At 54.5% G+C, this 18398-nt stretch carries 15 protein-coding genes, 1 tRNA gene and 1 riboswitch; of the genes, 3 read left to right on the top strand and 13 right to left on the bottom strand.

Annotation, left to right across the window (positions count from 1 at the left end):
• Positions 1–160: 160 nt before the first annotated feature.
• From thrB to selB, 7 genes are all read right to left on the bottom strand, one after another.
• Positions 161–1084, bottom strand: coding sequence for a homoserine kinase (gene thrB, locus NK662_RS05665; RefSeq protein ID WP_254757928.1), 924 nt, complete (start codon positions 1082–1084; stop codon positions 161–163).
• Positions 1081–2139 (bottom strand): threonine synthase, encoded by a 1059-nt coding sequence (gene thrC / locus NK662_RS05670; RefSeq protein WP_254758039.1) that lies wholly within the window; start codon positions 2137–2139, stop codon positions 1081–1083. The genes thrB and thrC overlap by 4 nt, the downstream gene beginning before the upstream one ends.
• On the bottom strand, positions 2139–3434 hold the full coding sequence (locus NK662_RS05675) for a homoserine dehydrogenase (RefSeq protein WP_254757929.1): 1296 nt from the start codon (positions 3432–3434) through the stop codon (positions 2139–2141). The genes thrC and NK662_RS05675 overlap by 1 nt, the downstream gene beginning before the upstream one ends.
• Before the next feature lie 216 nt (positions 3435–3650).
• Positions 3651–4556, bottom strand: a complete 906-nt coding sequence (gene metA / locus NK662_RS05680; RefSeq protein WP_254757930.1) for a homoserine O-acetyltransferase MetA — start codon at positions 4554–4556, stop codon at positions 3651–3653.
• A complete protein-coding gene (locus NK662_RS05685; RefSeq protein ID WP_254757931.1) occupies positions 4537–5838 on the bottom strand; it encodes a bifunctional O-acetylhomoserine aminocarboxypropyltransferase/cysteine synthase in 1302 nt (433 codons plus the stop codon). Before NK662_RS05685 ends, metA begins: the two co-directional genes overlap by 20 nt.
• An 85-nt stretch (positions 5839–5923) precedes the next feature.
• Positions 5924–6030: riboswitch (SAM riboswitch) on the bottom strand.
• 114 nt (positions 6031–6144) lie between these two features.
• On the bottom strand, positions 6145–7542 hold the full coding sequence (gene selA, locus NK662_RS05690) for an L-seryl-tRNA(Sec) selenium transferase (RefSeq protein WP_254757932.1): 1398 nt from the start codon (positions 7540–7542) through the stop codon (positions 6145–6147).
• Positions 7505–9382 carry a selenocysteine-specific translation elongation factor gene (selB, locus tag NK662_RS05695; RefSeq protein WP_254757933.1) on the bottom strand — a complete coding sequence of 626 codons (1878 nt, stop codon included), beginning with the start codon at positions 9380–9382 and terminating at the stop codon, positions 7505–7507. The genes selA and selB overlap by 38 nt, the downstream gene beginning before the upstream one ends.
• A gap of 114 nt (positions 9383–9496) precedes the next feature.
• Here selB and NK662_RS05700 point away from each other — a divergent pair.
• Positions 9497–9593 (top strand) — tRNA-Sec (locus NK662_RS05700).
• A 109-nt stretch (positions 9594–9702) separates the two neighbouring features.
• Here the strand turns inward: NK662_RS05700 and NK662_RS05705 are convergent.
• On the bottom strand, positions 9703–9900 hold the full coding sequence (locus tag NK662_RS05705) for a hypothetical protein (RefSeq protein WP_254757934.1): 198 nt from the start codon (positions 9898–9900) through the stop codon (positions 9703–9705).
• 371 nt (positions 9901–10271) lie between these two features.
• On the opposite strand from NK662_RS05705, the gene NK662_RS05710 reads away from it, so the two are divergent.
• A complete protein-coding gene (locus NK662_RS05710) occupies positions 10272–10673 on the top strand; it encodes a hypothetical protein (RefSeq protein WP_254757935.1) in 402 nt (133 codons plus the stop codon).
• A 91-nt stretch (positions 10674–10764) separates the two neighbouring features.
• Here the strand turns inward: NK662_RS05710 and NK662_RS05715 are convergent, their stop codons facing one another.
• The 3 genes from NK662_RS05715 to NK662_RS05725 form a co-directional block, all read right to left on the bottom strand.
• A complete protein-coding gene (locus NK662_RS05715; RefSeq protein ID WP_254757936.1) occupies positions 10765–13923 on the bottom strand; it encodes an MMPL family transporter in 3159 nt (1052 codons plus the stop codon).
• A 5-nt stretch (positions 13924–13928) separates the two neighbouring features.
• A complete protein-coding gene (locus tag NK662_RS05720) occupies positions 13929–14378 on the bottom strand; it encodes a MarR family winged helix-turn-helix transcriptional regulator (protein WP_254757937.1) in 450 nt (149 codons plus the stop codon).
• A gap of 82 nt (positions 14379–14460) precedes the next feature.
• A complete protein-coding gene (locus NK662_RS05725) occupies positions 14461–15570 on the bottom strand; it encodes an alpha/beta fold hydrolase (protein WP_254757938.1) in 1110 nt (369 codons plus the stop codon).
• Positions 15571–15711: 141 nt separating this feature from the next.
• Between NK662_RS05725 and NK662_RS05730 the strand changes: the two genes are divergently transcribed.
• A complete protein-coding gene (locus NK662_RS05730; protein WP_254757939.1) occupies positions 15712–16554 on the top strand; it encodes a polysaccharide deacetylase family protein in 843 nt (280 codons plus the stop codon).
• 52 nt (positions 16555–16606) lie between these two features.
• On the opposite strand, the gene pgaD is transcribed toward NK662_RS05730, so the two are convergent.
• Both pgaD and pgaC read right to left on the bottom strand, forming a co-directional pair.
• Entirely contained in the window at positions 16607–17041 is a 435-nt protein-coding gene (gene pgaD / locus NK662_RS05735) for a poly-beta-1,6-N-acetyl-D-glucosamine biosynthesis protein PgaD (protein ID WP_254757940.1), read from the bottom strand.
• Complete coding sequence (gene pgaC, locus NK662_RS05740; RefSeq protein WP_254757941.1) at positions 17008–18231, bottom strand: poly-beta-1,6-N-acetyl-D-glucosamine synthase; 1224 nt, start codon at positions 18229–18231, stop codon at positions 17008–17010. Before pgaC ends, pgaD begins: the two co-directional genes overlap by 34 nt.
• Between the last annotated feature and the right edge of the window lie 167 nt (positions 18232–18398).

Consider the following 18398-nt stretch of genomic DNA (forward strand, 5'->3'; position numbering starts at 1 on the left):
CCCTCTCCACTATCAGATTTGCCCATATTATACCAAACTGTAGAGGGCAATCCAAAAAAGAAAGGACTCTGACAGCAATTTGTCACGACATGGTAAGGTTCTCTTGGTCAGTCCACCAGCTGATTTCAGATTCCCACAAAAAATAAAAACCCCGAAAGCATCAGCTTTCGAGGTGGGCCGGGCTATGGAAAATGACTTTGGAGCCTTCGTTGACAATCGGCAGGGCTTCCACGCTGCAATCCGGGAAGAGGCGCTGCAGCTCCTCTTCGACCTGCTTGCCCGCGCCCTTGCGGACAAAGCAGAGAACCGTCGGGCCAGCGCCGCTGAGCGCGTAGCCGTACAGGTCAGGATGGGCCGGCAGCTGGCGCAATGCCTGCAGCTCCGGCACAAGACGGGCACGGTACGGCTCATGGAAGAGGTCGCGGGTCATCGCTTCCCCGGCAAGCTGCCAATCCTTTTTCAGAATGGCAGCCACGAGCAGGTTGCTGATGCCGCTGCCCTGGATGGCTTCTGCGTAAGAGAGCTCAGCCGGCAGGGCATTGCGGGCATCCGATGTCTTCAATTCATATTCTGGAATAATGGCGACAACCTCCAGCTCATCAATCGGCTGCTGGACGTAGGAGGCTGTCTGTCCGTTGTAAATGCCGATAATCAATCCGCCAAAGAGGGAGGCACCGGCATTGTCGATGTGCCCCTCCATCGAGCAGGCGATCTCCAGCTTTTCCTGCATGGTCAGCTGCAGCCCGCACAGAACGTCCGCCAGCTCAATGCCCGCCACAATGGCGGAGGCGCTGCTGCCGAGGCCGCGGGTCAGCGGGATGTCGCTCTCGATTTCCAGACGGCAATGCGGCAGCGCCTTATTATATTCATACGCCACTTCCAAAGCGGTCTGGAAAATAAGGTTGCTTTCATCTGCCGGAATGCCTGCAAGCATCGGCGATTTCGCTTCACAGCGCCAGGCCGTGTCCTCGTACACATCCACAAGGAGATACTTGCCCAAGGCCAAGCCGATGGAATCAAAGCCCGGTCCTAGATTGGCCGTACTGGCCGGAACCTGGATGGTAAACATGGGACCTTGCGTCATTGCAGAACCACTCCCTCAATGTGCGCAAACACAATCCGCTCATCGTTTGGCAGCACAATCGGCTTGATTTTCTTCGTTTCAATGGCGATATCCGGATCCTTCAGGCCGTTGCCTGTCAGAACTGCCACCACACGGCTTCCTTTTGCAATTTCGCCGCTTTGCACCTGCTTCATGACACCTGCGATGGATGCGCAGGAAGCCGGTTCAGCAAATACGCCCTCGCGTTTTGCCAACAGCTCATAAGCTGCCAGAATTTCCGCGTCTGTCACCTCATCAATTTTGCCGCCGGAGTTATTCGCTGCCGCAACCGCCTTATCCCAGCTTGCCGGGTTGCCGATGCGGATCGCTGTCGCCACTGTCTCCGGATTCTCGATGCGGTGGCCGCGGACAATTGCCGCAGATCCTTCCGCCTCGAAGCCGCGCATTTGCGGCAGACCTGTTCCCTTCAGGGCATGGTACTCGGAGAAGCCCTTCCAGTAGGCAGTGATGTTGCCCGCGTTGCCGACCGGAATGGCCAGCACATCCGGCGCGCTGCCAAGTGCGTCGCAGATTTCGAAGGCTGCTGTCTTCTGGCCTTCAATGCGGTACGGGTTCACCGAGTTCACCAGCGCGATCGGCGATGTTTCGCTCAGCTTGCGCACCATGGACAGGGCATGGTCGAAGTTGCCGTCGATGCTGATGATTTCCGCGCCGTACATTACAGCCTGCGCCAGCTTGCCATAAGCGATTTTTCCGTTTGGAATCATAACGATACAGTTCATGCCCGCGCGTGCCGCATAGGCTGCTGCCGCTGCGGATGTGTTGCCGGTAGAAGCGCAGATGACCGTTTTGCTGCCTTCTTCCTTGGCTTTTGCCACGGCCATGACCATGCCGCGGTCCTTAAAGGAGCCGGTCGGGTTCGCACCCTCCACTTTTACATACAATTCAATGCCCCATTCCTCAGACAGAGAGGTAAGCGGGATCAGCGGCGTATTGCCTTCCATTAAAGTCAGCTGCGGTGTTTTGTCAGTCACCGGCAGATATTCGCGGTATTGAGCAAGAAGTCCCTTCCACATCATCGTGCATCTCCTTCGATCCGATAGCTTGCCTTGATGGATTTCACCACATCAAGCCCCTCCAGTTTTTGCAGCAGCTTGTTATAATCAGCCAGAACGGCGCGGTGCGTCACGAGCACAATCTCCGCTGTGCCGCGCTCCTCCAGCGGCATCTGGATGATGCGCTCAAAGCTGGCATTGTACTCGGAGAACAGAGATGTAATGCGGGCAAAGACACCAACTTCGTCACGCACATGCAGGCGCAGGAAGTACTTCGCCATGACCTCATCCTCGCTCTTCAGCACCTTCGGATACTGAGGAGATACCGCGCTGTTGCCATTCACGCCAAGGCGCATATTCTTCATGACCGCCACCAGGTCGGACACGACAGAGGTCGCTGTCGGCAGGCTGCCGGCCCCCGGTCCGTAGAACATCGTCTCGCCAACAGCCGCCCCGTACACATAAATGGCGTTGAACTCGTTCTGTACAGATGCGAGCGGATGGGCATTCGGCAGCAGAGTCGGCTCCACGCCAACCTCCAGCTTATCGCCGTCACGCTTTGCCAGGCCGATCAGCTTCATCGTATAGCCGAGGTTTTTGCTGTAGGCCAGGTCTTCCTCAGTAATGGATGTGATGCCTTTCACCTTCACATCTGCCAGCTCCACGTTTGTGGAAAAGCCGAGAGTCGCCAGAATCGTCATTTTCCGGGCAGCATCGAGGCCCTCCACGTCAGAAGTCGGATCCGCTTCAGCAAAGCCGAGCTCCTGCGCTTCCTTCAAGACATCGTCATAGGCTTTGCCTTCCTGGGACATCTTTGTCAGGATGAAGTTCGTTGTGCCATTCACAATTCCCATCATTTTGGTGATGCGGTCAGAAGAAAGGCCGTCGACGATGCTGCGCAGAATTGGGATACCACCGGCAACACTCGCTTCATAAAATAAATCGCACTGGTGCTCCTTCGCAACAGCAAGAAGCTCTGTGCCATACGCCGCCATCAAGTCCTTGTTGGCTGTCACGACATGCTTGCCATTGCGCAGCGCCTGCAGGATATACTCCCGCGTCTGGTTCACGCCGCCCATTACTTCAATGACAATATCAATCTCTTTATTTTCCAGAATATCACTGGCATTTGTCGTTAAAATGTCCTGGGGAAGCTGGACGCCTCGCTCCTTCGTTGGATTTTGCACAAGTACCTTTGTGATTTTGACAGGACAGCCGATTTGGTGCATGAGCCGGTCCTGATGGTCTTCAATAATGGTGACAACACCGCTCCCGACTGTGCCGAGCCCTAATAAGCCAACGCGAATTTCCTGCATTTCCATCTTCCCCCTTATGTGTAGTATAACGTGCATGCTGCTGACAAAAACCGACAGACAGCTTTTACATTTATGTGCAATTATATAATCTGGCAACCCAGAACACAATATATTTATAATATTCCGAACAATATGTAAGCCTTCCTGCAAAGAAAACGGTGCCAGAGGCTTCAGTTCTGCAAAAAGCGGCGAATGATCAACACCCGCCGCTTCCTGTTACAGTTCATATGGTGTTTCTTGATACACATAATAATTCAGCCAGTTGGAGAACAGCAGGTTCCCGTGGCTGCGCCAGTTGACGCAAGGCGGTTGGGACGGATCATTATTGCGGAAATAGTTTTTCGGCACCTCAATCTCCAGGCCGCGCTGTACATCGCGCTCATATTCCTGCTTCAGCGTATCCCGGCCGTACTCGCTGTGGCCGAACACAAAGACCTGCTTGCCCGTCTGGTCCGCCACGATATGGATGCCGGCTTCCTCTGACTCCGCCAGAATTTGCAGCTGGGGCACCCGTTCGATATCCTCGCGCCGCACTTCCGTATGGCGGGAATGCGGGGCCAGGAAGGATTCGTCAAAGCCCTGCAGCAGCTTCATGTGCTTCACCTTTGTTTCATGCTCAAATACGCCGAATACCTTATGGTCCAACGCGTGCTTATTAATGCCGTAATGGTAGTACAAGCCAGCCTGCGCCCCCCAGCAAATATGCAGGGTGGAGGTCACATTGGTCAGGCTGTACTCCATGATGCGCTTCAGCTCTTCCCAATAGTTCACTTCCTCAAAAGGCATCGTTTCCACAGGCGCCCCTGTAATGATGAGGCCGTCGAACTTCTCCCCCTCCACGTCGCGGAAGGTGCGGTAAAAGCTGGTGAGATGCTCCTGGGACGTGTTCTTGGCTGTATGGGATTCCATATGAAGCAGGTGCACATCCAGCTGCAGCGGGGTGTTGCCGAGGAGGCGCAGAATTTGCGCCTCCGTTTCCTGCTTTGTCGGCATCAGATTCAAGATGGCAATCCGCAGCGCGCGGATATCCTGGGATTCCGCGCGGTCCTTCGTCATTACAAAAATATTTTCATTCTCCAGCACCTTGCGCGCCGGCAAATCCTTAGCCACGATGATGGGCATATTGCTTTCCTCCAGATAGTGCTTGATTTAAGTCTGCGATCAGGTCTTCTACGTCTTCAATGCCCACAGAAAGGCGGATGAGGTCCGGTGTCACGCCCGCTTGGCGCTGCTGTTCCTCTGTCATTTGGCGGTGCGTGGTGCTGGCCGGGTGGATGACGCATGTTCTTGCATCCGCAACATGTGTCACCAATGCTGCCACTTTTAAGTTTTCAATGAATGCTTTTGCTTGCTCCAGGCCGCCCTTCACCCCGAAGGTCAGCACGCCGCTTGCCCCTTTCGGCAGATAGGCCTGCGCCCGTTCATATTGGTCGCTGCTTGCGAGGCCCGGATAGTTCACCCAGCTGATGCGCTCATCCTGCTCCAGCCATTTGGCGATGGCCAGGGCATTCTGGCTGTGGCGCTCCATGCGAAGATGCAGCGTCTCCAAGCCGAGGTTGCTGAGATAGGCATTGAACGGGCTCATGCAGTTTCCATAATCGCGAAGCAGCTGCACACGCGCTTTGACAATGTAAGCGGCCGCCCCGAAATCCTGCACATAGCGGACGCCGTGATAGCTTGGATCCGGCTCCACGAGCTCCTGATACTTGCCGTTGGTCCAATCGAAATTGCCGCCGTCCACCACGATGCCGCCCATGGCGCTCGCATGTCCGTCCGCGTACTTCGTGGTGGAATGCACCACAATGTTGGCGCCATGCTCGAACGGCCGGCACAGGTAAGGCGTTGCCAGCGTGTTGTCAATGACAAGCGGCACACCCAGCTCCTTGGAGGCCTGCGAAAGAGCGGCAAAATCCAGTACATTCATCGCCGGGTTGCCCAGCGTTTCCGCGTACACGAGCCGTGTATTTGGCTTTGCCAGCGCCGCAATTTCCGCTGCCGGGAGGTCTGGATTGAAGAATGTCGCTTCAATGCCAAGCTTTTTCAGGCTGACCGCGAACAGGTTGTATGTACCGCCGTACACAGTCGAAGCGCACAGCAGGTGGTCCCCGGCGTTACAAATGTTCAAGATTGCCAGCATGATGGCTGCCTGGCCGGATGCCGTCGCAACCGCCCCGACACCGCCCTCCAGCTGGGCAAACTTCGCTTCAAAGGCAGCGATGGTCGGGTTGCCGATGCGGGTGTAAATATACCCTTCCGCCTGCAAATTGAACAATGCTGCCAAGTCATCCGGTGTATCATACTTGTACGTCGTGCTTTGGTATAACGGCAATACCCGCGGCTCCCCATTCTTTGGCGAATAGCCACCCTGTACACAAATCGTCCCCTGCTTCCACGTCTCTCCCATACTGCCACCCCTTTTTTATAAAATAAAAAACTGCCCTCCCATAAGAGAAAGCAGTTGTGTGCACAAAAATATGTCACTCATACCTCTCTTATCTTTCAGGATTACACCTGCAGGATTTGGCACAAATTCCGCTTTCGCGGCTGCTGCCAAGGCTTCATCGGGCCTGTTCCCTCTGCCTGTTCTTGATAAGTTGTATGTCATTATTCCGATTGTAAAAGAAACTATTTCCAGAGTCAACCTATTTCATAAATATTTCAAACTTTCTCTCTTATCTTATAATTGCCTGTCTTCATTTAGAACTGCTTCTCACATAACTTCCTGCAGGCTCTGCAGGAGCACCGGCACCTCAGCGGCAGGAATGGTGCGGAAATCGAGCCAGACCTGATCCTCCTGCACACGGACAATTACAGGAACTGATGTGCCCCGTAATGCCGCTGCCAGCTCAGCCGCCGACTTGCCCGCATGCCGCAGCACGACCGCGTATGTCGGCAGTACGGCATCCGGCATCGTGCCGCCGCCGATCATGGATGTGCTTTCTTCCAAACGGTGGCTGTAAAATGGCAGCCCCTCCAGCTCCTGCCGGAATTGCTCCGCCCGTTCCCGAATGTGCTCCGGATGCTCCAGGATGGCCTGCACGGTCGGGATCTCCCGCATGCCTGCCTCCCCGCGCACATACGACAGCAGTGTCGCTTCCAGTGCGGCCAGCGTCATCTTGTCCACCCGCAGCACCCGCGCCAGCTGATGCTTTTTCAGCTTGGCAATGAGCTCTTTCTTGCCGGCAATGATGCCCGCCTGCGGTCCGCCGAGCAGCTTGTCGCCGCTGAAGGACACAAGGTCCGCCCCGGCTTCAATCACCTCGCGCACCACCGGCTCCTCGCCGATGCCGTAGTGGCGGTAACCGAGAAGGTCGCCGCTGCCGAGGTCCTCATAGTACAGGACATCATGCTGCTGCCGGAGGGACACAAGCTCCTCCGTAGACACGCTTTTAGTGAAGCCGATGATTTTAAAGTTGCTGGTGTGCACCTTCATCAGCATCGCTGTCCCTTCCGAGATTGCATTCTCATAGTCGTACAGATGTGTTTTATTTGTCGTGCCCACTTCCTTCAGCATCGCCCCGCTCTCCTCCATAATGGAAGAAACACGGAAGGAGCCGCCGATTTCCACCAGCTCGCCGCGAGAGACAATGACCTCTCTTCCCTTTGCCAATCCGCGCAGGATGAGATAGACAGCCGCCGCATTGTTATTGACGACCATGGCAGCCTCGGCTCCGGTCAGCCGGCAGAGAAGGGACTCGACAATGTCATGGCGGGAGCCCCGTTTTCCCGTCTGCAAATCAAGCTCGGTATTCGAGTAAAAGGAGGCAATCTCCGCTGCGTGCCGGACGGCCTCCCCACTCAGGCGGGCCCGGCCAAGGTTCGTATGCAGCACCGTACCCGTGCCATTAATGACAGGCCGCAAAAATGGCTTTGTCAGCTGGCTTGCCGCTTCCCTGGTCCCGGCAAAAATCGCAGCTGCCAGCTCCTCCTTCACTGCCGGTCCTTCCCAAGATCCCGCAAGCAGCTGCCCGCGGACATGCTGCATCTGCTCCTGCAGGAGTGCCGTCACCGCTTCCCCCGTCAATGAAAAGGACTCCGTTATTTCTGCAAACTGCGGCGCCCGCTGCAGCTCATGGACGGGCGGCAGCTGGCGCAAATGCTCCTTCATGCGATTCCCTCCACTCTCTTCGGTTTTCCTTCCGTTCCGTCAGCCCCAGATTGTCGAGCAGCTCCAGGAACGGAATGGCTGTCTTGCGCGACAGCCCCAGCACATCCTTGGCCTCCTGAATGCTGAAGGAAGCCCCGCTTGCAGCCCGCAGCTTCGCAATGCCATCCTGTAAAACCTCAGCTGACACCGGCTGCTTGTCCAGCAGGTACAGCTGCCCGGTACGCAGCAGGTAATGGGACAATTCCTCCGCTTCCGGCTGCGGAATGCCTGCTTCCTTCATATAAACATCCCAGAGCTTTGCCTCAAAGCCATCCTGCCGCAAGGTCTCCAGCGCCCGTTCCATCCGCTTCGCCCATTTTCCCGGGAAATGGGGAATGAAATTATGCAATGCCACATGCTGCCCAATGACCTCGCAGGCTTGCGGGAGAACCTGCTCCAGCAAACGCTTCGGATACGGCACACGCTCCAGCAGCTGCGCCTTGCTGATGCCCGGGCGCATTGGGTGGTTCTCGTGGTACGCTCCCACTTCCGCCTGGAGTGCGGCAGCTGCCTCTGCCGCCACAGCTTGGGAGGTAAAAGCGGCACTGATTGCAATCAGGTTTGCCTCTTCCAGCTCCGCCTCCGTGATAGAAGCAAGCGCCAGCAGCTCCCGTTTCTCCAGCAGCTTCTCCCGCTGCAGCACAGCCTGAATCCGCTCCATCGGCGTCCCCTCCAGCTTGCGTGCCAGCTGCTCCACCGTCTCCTGACCAAAGCGGTACTTGCCGCCCTGCGGGTCAATCACGGTGCCGCCGCCCAGCGTTTCAACAGGGGACGGACGCCGCAGAATGAAATGATCACCCCGTTTGCTGGCAACGGGCTGCTCCAAACGAAGCTGGCACAACACACCTTCCTGCCCGCCTTCCGCCTCATTCCGGTCAAAAAAGACGACCTTTGCCATTACCTCTGCCGTTCCCATATGGCATTTCACAAGACTGCGCTGCTTGATGCCATGCTGCACCTCCGCCAGCCAGTCCACCCTTACGTCCACGACCTCCGTGACCGGGCAGGTATCCGGCGCTGCCAGCACATCCCCGCGGGCCACCTCATCCTTGCCAAGCCCCGCCAGATTCAGCGCGGCCCGCTGCCCGGCCCTTGCCTCTGTCTGCGCCTGCCCGTGCACCTGCACCTGCCGCACCCGCACCTCTGTCCCAACCGGCAGCAGGCTGAGATGCTCGCCTTCCCGGACTATTCCTTCCGTTACCGTGCCGCGCACCACCGTTCCGCTTCCCTTAATCGTGAACACCTGGTCGATGGACATACGGAACGGGACCGTATGATTCCGCTCCTTCGTCTCCGCAAGCCTTGCCGCGATGGCGGACTTCACCTCCACAATACCCGTTCCGTCGAGGCTGTCCACCTGCAGAATGGGGGCATCCGCAAACACTGTTCCCTGCAGCGCCTCCCGGATTTCCTCCTCTACCAGCTCGCGCAAATCCTCCGGCATCGCATGCACCTTCGTCATCACGACGATGCCCTGCCCGACGCCAAGCAGCTTCAGAATGTCGAGGTGCTCCCGCGTCTGCGGCATCACGCCCTCGTCCGCCGCCACCACCAGCAGCATCAAGTCAATCCCGGACACCCCGGCAATCATCTGCCGGATGAAACGCTCGTGCCCCGGCACATCCACGATGCTGACGATGCCTTGCTCGAGATGCAGCGGGGCAAAGCCCGGCTCAATCGAAATCTGCCGCTCCTTCTCCTCCTTCAAACGGTCCGTGTCCACGCCCGTCAATGCCTTTGTCAAAGTCGTCTTGCCATGGTCCACATGCCCGGCCAGGCCGACGGTAAAATGCTTTTGCATGAAATTCCTCACTACTTTCCTCATATATAGCTTTCACTTTACTGAGAAATACAGGAAGATTCAAGTTGGTTGCATGGAGGGGGATTGCTGTAGTAGTATAGGAATTGTTTCCTTGGGGTTGATTGGGGTGCTGGTGCCCCTCACAGTCTTCAAAACTGCTCGGGAGGCGCGTGACGTCTCCGGTGGGTTCGATTCCCACGCAATCCCGCCAATTTCATTCAAAAGCTGTCCGCTCCCGCTGAAAACGAGGAGTTTTTTTGTGCACAAAAAAGCTTCTTGCCCATTGCCGAAAGCAGGAAGCTCGAGCATATCCTGTACATTCAATGGACTGCGGCATCAGCGGGCTTCTTCTGCAAATCTTCGTAAGCCAATATGGCTGCCATGGCGGGTCCAATCAGGAACAGCACAGACCCGCACAAGATGAACAACCGTCCGGCAGCGTGTACTTTCTGGCAATTACAGGCATAGCCTTCCCATTCTCCAAAGCTCCAGTGCATCCGGAGGGCCGCAGGCTGCATAAGTTATCACCTTCACTCCCATCCCCCTGTATCCAGCATTTCTTCTCTCGATCCCATCAGTCAAAGCATTCAAAAAGATTAAACATATAGACTTCTCCGACAAGTCCCCCTTAACAGAGTTCAAAAATCTTTCACTTTTATATATATTTCGTTAATTATATTATATAGATACTTCCAAAATGAAAAGAGTTAAGGTAAAATGTGGTCGTGATAGTTTTCTTTATGTATTTTCTAGCATCGTGTATTTCATCTGATTGATTATCATGAAAAACTTTATATACAGATTATGAAACGTGCAAGAAACTACCATACGTAAGCTTTTCTATTCTGTTACATACTTAAAATAAAAGAGACATCAGGGGGACTTTAGGATGAAGGATACATTATTCACAACGATTCAAGCTTATCATCAAAAGGCTGCGCTGCTTGACATGAAGCTGCGTAAAATTAATTTTTCCGTTTCAGACGACTTTTTATATTATGATGCCCCCCTGCAGGCAAGTGAATGGGAGCTCATCAATTACCTGCTGGAGAAGGCGGCATCCCAGCGCAGCTGCATGATTCAGCTGCAGGAGGATCCGATTCAGGGATTGAACCTGGATGAAATGTTCCAGGACTGCAGCCCGGCTCATATTCTGGAAAGTGTATACGGCCCGAAATTTGTATATGAATGGATGCTGGCCGTGAACCAATCCAACGTATCTCCGCAAGAGTTCTATGAGCACCTCTGCTTTGGCCCGCAGGAGGATGCCAGCATTTTTCTGCTTGTGTGAACCATTTCATTCCATATCGTGCGGCAGACCGCTGCATTCTATTCTCTATATAACAAAAAAACGAGACCCGCTTTGGGCCTCGTTTTTTTTGTTACATTGATACATCGTCCTTCTTATACACCTCTTGGCTCCGGTCAAACGGGAACCAGTTGGCCCGGCCGAACAGCTTCACCATGGCCGGCACGAAGAATGGCAGGAAGACGAGCGCATAGAGCAGCAAGCCCACCAATACAATCGTCGCAATCTGTGCCAGGGAAAGTACGCCTGCCGGATACATCGCGGCAAAGGTGCCGCCAAGGATGATGACGGCAGAGAAGATGACTGTGCCCATGTTGCGCATGGCCTGCAGCATCGCCTGGGCAACCGGCATCCCCTTGTACTCATTGAAGCGGTCCATGAGGAAGATGCTGTAGTCCACGCCAAGCGCCATCAGCAATACGAAGCCGAAGAACGGCATGGTCCAGTTCAGGCCATCATAGCCGAGGATCCGCACGAAGATGACTTCGTTCAGTGCCAGGGAGCTGTAGAAGCACAGCACCAGCGACACGATGAGATACAGCGGCATGACGAGAGAGCGCAGCAGCAGCACCAGGATGAGCCCGATGCCGACGAGCATATACACAACAGTTTGCGTATAGTCGCGGTCCGAGGCTGCCAGCAGGTCCGAGGAAATCGCGGACGCGCCGGTCACTCCGTATGTTGCTCCTTCAAGGCCGGTGCCCTTCAGAGAGCGCTCCACAGTGCCCTTAATTGTTTTTGCCGTGTCCAGCGACTTCATGTTGTACGGATTGTACTTGAGAATTACATCGAACTTCGCCACCTTGCTGTCCTTGGACAGATAGCGGTCAAATACCTGCTGGAATTCGCTGTTTTCAAAGGCTTGGCTCGGCACATAGAAGCCGGCATTTTCCGCTGTGGACAGATTACCCAGATAATCCTTCGCCTGTGTCAGGCCGTCGGACACCTTCTGGATGCCGTCCACACTCTTGCCAAGTCCGTCCGTCAGCGTCTGCAGCTGGGATACGAGCTGGCCGAAGCCGTCCTTTGTCTGGCGCTGGCCGTCTTCAATCTTGGACAAGCCGCCCACAAGCTGCGGCACACCGTTCACGATTTGCACCTGTCCGGCCGCCCCTTGGTTCAAGCCGGTCGCCAGCTTATCCAGTCCTGTTTCGATTTGGCGCAGGCCTGCGACGAGCTGCTGCTGTCCTTTGACAGAAGCTTCAATTTGCGCCTGGCCGGCTGTCACGCCATCCGCCGCCTGCTGCAAGCCCGCATTCAGCGCCGGAAGCCCTTGCTTTGGATCCAGCAGGCTGTTGACTGTCTGCTGGGCGCCAAGCGCCGTGCCTTTAATTTGCTGATAATCAGCTGTTGCGGCAAATGTGCCGAAGCCCGGCTGTGCTTCCAGGCGGGTGAACGCACCGTTCAGCGCATTCAGCGGTCCTTGGATAGCCTCCAGGCCGCCGGCAATCTGTCCGTAGCCGCCGCTCAATTGCTGCAGAGACGATGCCAGCTGCTGATAGCTTGTGACCATGGCACCTGTTTGGCTGCCGGCTGCTTCCATCTGTTCACGCATTTGCGTAACACCTTTTTTCAGTTCACCGGCACCCATAGAGCCGTCCTGCAGTCCTTTGGCAATGGCCTGCAGACCCGTCTGCACCTTGTTCAGGTTCTCAATGACCGTCTTGGTGCCGTCAGCCAGCTTGCCAACCCCATCCACTGCTTGCTGCAGCTTCGGCGCGTTGGATGCGAGGCCGTTCTTCGCCTCCGTCAAGCCGCTGCCGATTTGGCCGAGGCCGTCTTTTCCTTGCCCAAGTCCGTCACTCAGCTTCTTCGCCTGCTCGGAAACCGTGAAATCCTTCACTTCCTCGCCAAGCGGACGGGAGGCACTGCGCACCTTGGCCACACCGTTCACCTTGGACAGCTCCTCACTTACCTTTTCAATAGCCGCAAGACCTTCGCCGTTGTTCAGATTCTTTTTGCTTTCAATGACAACCTGCACCGGCATGATTTCCCCCGGCCCAAAGCTGTCGGCAATCGTGTTGAAGCCCTTTACCGAATCGTAGCCTTCTCCAATTTCGTTCAAGGAGTTAAAGGAAAGATTTCCTTTATAGCTGATGAACAGCGGCACAATGATGACCGCCACCACCAGCAAAGCGCGGAACGGCTTTGTCAGGGAGAAGGAGCCAAGGAAGCCCCAAATTTTGCTGTCGCTGTGGTCGGCAATGTTTTTCGCCGGCCAGAACAGCTTTGGCCCCAGCACCGCCATGAAGAATGGCACGATGGTGGCAAATGCGATCAGCATGACCAAAATACCGATGGCAACCCCGGTTGCGGAACGGTACAGCGAGAATTTGGACAGCCCGATGGAAGCAAAGCCGATCAAAACAGCCAATGCACTGAAAAACACCGTTTTTCCGGCTGTTTGATAGGTTTTCACAATCGCATCTGTGACCGTCTCATGCTTCGGCAGCTCTTCCTTAAAGCGGCTCAGCAGCAGGATGCAATAGTCTGTGCCGATCCCGAAGAGGATGGCCACCATGAAAATTTGGGTGAAGTTGGACAACGGGAAGTTGAACCAATCCACCAAGTAAGCCACAACCGCGGCACTTCCGGCATACGCCAGGCCGACGGTAATCAGCGGAATGAGCGGCGCCACCAAGGAACGGAACACAATGACAAGCACAAGCAGAATGAAGACAACGGTAATCACTTCTGTTTTGTGCAAGCCTTCCTGGGAGCTTGCCACTACGTCCTCACTGATGAAGCTCTCGCCGGTGAGGTAATGCTCCACCTTTGTCTTTCCGATTGTATCCTGGAGCTGCGTGCGGATTTCCGCCACCTTGCGCTTCTGCGGATCAATTTCAACCGGGACAAGAATCGTCTTGTTGTCCTTTGAAATGACCTGCTTGCGAATTTCTTCATTATCCGCAAAAGAAGTGATTTGGATGATGCCAAGCTTTTCCTTCTTATCCTCCAAAGCTTGGATCACCTGTTTGATTTCGGCCTCATCAGCCGCATCCATGCCCTTTTTGTCATGGAAGACGAGTGTGCCGGTTATTGTTTTGGCATCCTCCGTGCTATGGCGCTTCAGGATATCCTTCGCATCCATTGAGGAGTAGCCGCCCGGAACGGTGATGTTCCCCTTATCCCGGACAAGCTGGCTCATGTTCGGCTGGAACATGAGCAGCACAGTGAGGGCCACAGCCCATAGAAGCACAAATACCCAACGAAGCTTCAACAACGTCCGCATCGTGTCTAGTTCCCCTCTTTCTGGTTGATGATACGCCATATCTTCTCGTAAATAGAGACGAAGGTTTCAATCTCCGCATCCTCCAGCTCCTGCATATACGTGCCCACGAACTGGCGGATCTTCTCTTCCCCCTCCTGCAGCACGCGCTCTGCCGCAGGCGTGGTTTCCAGCAGCGTGACACGGCGGTCCTGCGGATCTGCCAAACGCTCTACATATCCCTTGGCCACGAGCCGGTCAATCATGGCGGTAATGGCGCTCCGGTTCACCTGGTTGATTTCCGACAGCTTGCTGGAGGTGCAGGGACCGTAATGCTTGATGAGCCGCAGCATCTTATACTGTTCGCTCGTCACATCGTCTGACAGCTGCCCGGACAGCATGCTGTTCAGCTTGCGGTTGGCAAACAGGAAGACCTCCTCGTAGCGCCGGATCAGCTGCCCCAGCTTTTCTGCATCCATGCATTTCCCCTCCTCTCCCTACAGATAGTTCAACAGTTGAACATTTTTAACCACTTAAGTATATAAGACATCCGGGCATCCATCAAGCAAGTTGTCTTGAAATACATCTGCGAATTTCTTCCTCAAACAGGTGTGTGTCCAGCACGCCCGCCATATGGCCATTCGGGCTGGAGAAGGAATAGAATTCCGCCCGTTTGCCGAGAGCCCGCAACTGCTCCACTGTCTTCCTGCTGTAGTGGGCCGGCTGCAGCACATCCTGCTCGCAGGAAATCAGCAGCACATCCGCCTGAATGCGCGCCAAAGCCGCCTCCATGGAAGGGAAGCCCCGCGACACATCCTGATACATGGTTGCCCGGCATGTATACAGCCAGTGGTTCGCATCCACAAGACGGGCATTATTCTGAATGACCTCGTCCATCTGCTTTTCAAAGGACGCGCGGGCCAGGGAAGAGTAATACACATCCTGCTCTATACGGCCCTGAAATTGCTCCTCGTAAAAATCCGGCTGGAACGCCCCCGTATACATCATCTGCGCCGCCATCCGCAAGCCTTCCTCCGGCTCGCGCCGCCCGTAATACATGCCGCCCCGCCAATTCGGGTCCAGCTGGATGGCCCGGACAGCATGCTGCAGCTGGAAGGAGGTGATAGCCGGGTTCTTCGCGTTGGTGATGACGCCAATACAGTGCTCCAGCAGATCCGGATACGAAACAGCCCACTGCAGCGCAATCATCCCGCCGAGAGAAGGGCCGACTACGGCATGCAAACGGGAAATGCCCAGCGATTCCAGCAGCTGCTTTTGCACCTCCACCACGTCCCGGCAGGAGAAAGGGGGAAACTCCATGCCGTACGGCCGGCCTGTTTCCCTGTTCACGGAAGCCGGCCCTGTTGTGGTCACCATCGGATTTTTCCACTGCACATTGCATAAGTTATCCATACAGACAATGAAATATCGGTTTGTATCAAGGGCCTTGCCGGGTCCGATGAGGCCATCCCACCAGCCGGGCGCCGCATCCTTGTCCGTGTACACCCCCGCCGCGTGGCTGGTCGCGCTGAAGTAATGGCAAACGAGAATCACATTGTCCCGGTCCGCATTCAGCGTGCCATACGTCTCATAGCCGGCCTCAATCGGCACAGTCTTGCCACTTCCAAACGTATACTCCTTGGTTAGAAATACCTTTTTTGCTATCAGCATTCTCTATACAGCCTCCTCTTCCTGCCACTTTTCTTGTATAATAAACCTGACAACCTCTTTCTTGTTTTACTCGGCAGTTTCCTGTTACAGACCATCTTTTTTACACACAAGGCTGTTTGGCAGCACGAAAGGAAGATCGGCATGAAATTTTTTTACAGCGCCATCCTGATTCTATGCCTGCTTTGGCAAAGCGGCTGCACGAATATTGAGGGCGGTGATCCGGTCGGCAAGACGGGGCAGCTTACGGGAAGCGGCTGCGTTGTGTTAAACTACCACCGAATCCGGGAACCGAATATTGTGACAGACTCACTGGCAAAGCTGACAGGCAATGCGGAATTAAACGTTTATTCTGTTTATACAGATGAATTTAAATCCCAAATCCGCTACTTAAAGGAGCACCACGTCCAATTTGTGACAGCGGACGAGCTGAAGGCATATGTGACCGGCAAAAAGCAAATTGCGGGAAAATGCGCCATGATTACATTTGATGATATCGATGAAAGCGTATATAAGGAAGCCTTTCCGATCCTCAAGGAAGAGCAGGTTCCTTTTACTGTTTTTATGATTATGGGGCACATTGGTGAAGAATACAATCAGCTGCAGCTTGCCAGCAAGGACCAGCTGTTGGCCATGAAAAAATCCGGTTTGGCCGAAATTGGTTTGCACACCTATGACATGCACTATTTGGACAAGGACGGGAAGCCGCCGTTTCTGAAAGCCGGCAATCTGCAGCGCTTCCAGCAGGACACCGGCAAGGCGGCGGAAGCCTATGAGAAGCTGTTTGGGGAGAAGCCCCGCTACTATGCTTATCCGTATGGCTACGGCACCCCCGACACGGATTTGTTCCTGCTGCAGCAGGGCAGCCAGCTCATTTTCTCGCTCCAGTCCGGCATCGTAAAGCCCGGCGACCCCAGCTTCTTCATCAAGCGGGTGCTGCTGGACAAGGATTCCTGGAAGGCTGTCCGGGATTGGGCAGGAGCCTAGAAGCAGCCTGTACCAACGAAAAAAAAGCGGCGATTTGGCCGCTTTTTTTTCATTAAAAGATTCGTTCCTTCAAAATAATAACCTGTTCCTCCTGCATGCGGCGGACCTCCTCCTCAGACAAGGAGAAGAAGTCTGCGATCTCCCCGCTCTCTACAGAGATTGGAAATTTCCTTCTTCGCAGGCTGCCGTATTTCGTATAATTATAGCCCGACCAAATCCACTGCCCCAACGCTGCGGCGCCAAGGAAGAATCCCAGCAAAATAACCAGGTTGCGGATGTCCTTCTCATCTACATGAAACACAACCAGAACGACATCCTTCCAGGAAGCATCAATGCCAAACGACGCACTGACCAAGAGGGTAGCCGTGGCAATCAGATACAGCCAGGCCGCCGCCGTAATCACCAGTTCAATTACGCGGATCCACAGCGGGCGTTTATGCTGGACAATCAAGCTCACATGGTCACGCCCCGGTCCGGACTTTCCCATACAGCCATCTCTCCCTTCTTCTTAAAAAGGGCTTTTGGCAACGCCCTTACCACTACGAATGTGTTCACGTACCAATACACAAGCGGGTACCAGACTGCCCAGAGATAGTATCTCGCAAGCTTCTCATCATACCGCCTGTCCAATTGGACGGCGATAAAGAACTGCACGATGCAGGTGACCGAAAGGACGCAGGCATACAGTGTAAACAGCCCAAGAAACTCAAAGGTCGCCACTGCCTTGCACAGCGCGAGAACCGTGAAGACAACCCAGAGCACCGACCAAAGCAGGCTGAACACCTGCTCCATATAAATCGGATACAATCGGCGCTGGCGCCAGTCCAGGAAGATATCCCAATGGCGCAGCATCACCTCAAGGCCGCCCTGTGCCCAGCGCACCCGCTGCTTCCAAATGCCGCGGAGCGTCTCCGGCACGAGCATCCAGCAGAGGGCATTCGGCTCGTACCGCACGTCCCAGAAGCGCTTCTGCAGCTTCCAGGTCACGGCAATATCCTCCGTGATCATATCACGGTCCCAAAGGCCGCAATCCAGCAAAGCCCGCTTGCGGAACGCCACGACAACACCCGACACCGTCATGACCTTGCCGAGAATGCGCTGCGTTCTCTTAATCGAACTGATGATGCTTGCATATTCCACAAGCTGGAGCCGGGACAAGAGACTGCTGCGGTTGCGCACACGCGGGTTGCCGGTCACCGCCCCCACTCGCTCACCATTATTGGCGGTTGTAAAGTGCGGAATCATATACCGGAGCGCGTCTCGGTCCAGCAGGGCATCCGCGTCCACACAAACCAAATACTCTCCCTTGGAAGCCAGAAAGCCCATGTACAGCGCGTTTGCTTTACCCGAATTCTTTTTCATATCAATAAAACGAACCTTCTTCGGATACATGGTGGTGATGACCTCGGCAATTCGGCCCGTGACATCATGGCTTCCATCATTAATCAGAAGAATCTCATAGTTCGGGTAGTTCAGCTGCAGCAAATGGTCCACAGTCTCCCAAACTGTCTCCTCCTCGTTATGGCACGGAACGAGAATTGAAACCAGCGGTGTTTCTGTCAATGGCAGCGGCTCTTTTCGTTCCCGCTTCATGTAGAACAGAATACCGCCTGAAATCCAAAACAAACTCATCAGCAGCGGATACCAAAATAAAAAGCCTGCAAAAAATGCTATCATGTAACCCTCCTGCGCTTCTCATGATCAATAGATAATTGTCCGAAAATATAAATAAATTATCTTATTTAGATATTAATCTATTTCAGTTCATTATACACAAAACTGTTTTATTTTTATATACATTTAAACCGGAGTGCAGTTGACTGCAGACGTCCATTTTTCTCCAA

Origin of the sequence: Ectobacillus ponti, from assembly GCF_024294785.1 — a bacterium.
Classification (GTDB): domain Bacteria; phylum Bacillota; class Bacilli; order Bacillales; family Bacillaceae_G; genus Ectobacillus; species Ectobacillus ponti.

Coding starts and splice junctions, on each gene's coding strand:
- thrB (WP_254757928.1), bottom strand. CDS start 1,084: ATGACGCAAGGTCCCATGTTTACCATCCAGGTTCCGGCCAGTACGGCC.
- thrC (WP_254758039.1), bottom strand. CDS start 2,139: ATGTGGAAGGGACTTCTTGCTCAATACCGCGAATATCTGCCGGTGACT.
- NK662_RS05675 (WP_254757929.1), bottom strand. CDS start 3,434: ATGCAGGAAATTCGCGTTGGCTTATTAGGGCTCGGCACAGTCGGGAGC.
- metA (WP_254757930.1), bottom strand. CDS start 4,556: ATGCCCATCATCGTGGCTAAGGATTTGCCGGCGCGCAAGGTGCTGGAG.
- NK662_RS05685 (WP_254757931.1), bottom strand. CDS start 5,838: ATGGGAGAGACGTGGAAGCAGGGGACGATTTGTGTACAGGGTGGCTAT.
- selA (WP_254757932.1), bottom strand. CDS start 7,542: ATGAAGGAGCATTTGCGCCAGCTGCCGCCCGTCCATGAGCTGCAGCGG.
- selB (WP_254757933.1), bottom strand. CDS start 9,382: ATGCAAAAGCATTTTACCGTCGGCCTGGCCGGGCATGTGGACCATGGC.
- NK662_RS05705 (WP_254757934.1), bottom strand. CDS start 9,900: ATGCAGCCTGCGGCCCTCCGGATGCACTGGAGCTTTGGAGAATGGGAA.
- NK662_RS05710 (WP_254757935.1), top strand. CDS start 10,272: ATGAAGGATACATTATTCACAACGATTCAAGCTTATCATCAAAAGGCT.
- NK662_RS05715 (WP_254757936.1), bottom strand. CDS start 13,923: ATGCGGACGTTGTTGAAGCTTCGTTGGGTATTTGTGCTTCTATGGGCT.
- NK662_RS05720 (WP_254757937.1), bottom strand. CDS start 14,378: ATGGATGCAGAAAAGCTGGGGCAGCTGATCCGGCGCTACGAGGAGGTC.
- NK662_RS05725 (WP_254757938.1), bottom strand. CDS start 15,570: ATGCTGATAGCAAAAAAGGTATTTCTAACCAAGGAGTATACGTTTGGA.
- NK662_RS05730 (WP_254757939.1), top strand. CDS start 15,712: ATGAAATTTTTTTACAGCGCCATCCTGATTCTATGCCTGCTTTGGCAA.
- pgaD (WP_254757940.1), bottom strand. CDS start 17,041: ATGGGAAAGTCCGGACCGGGGCGTGACCATGTGAGCTTGATTGTCCAG.
- pgaC (WP_254757941.1), bottom strand. CDS start 18,231: ATGATAGCATTTTTTGCAGGCTTTTTATTTTGGTATCCGCTGCTGATG.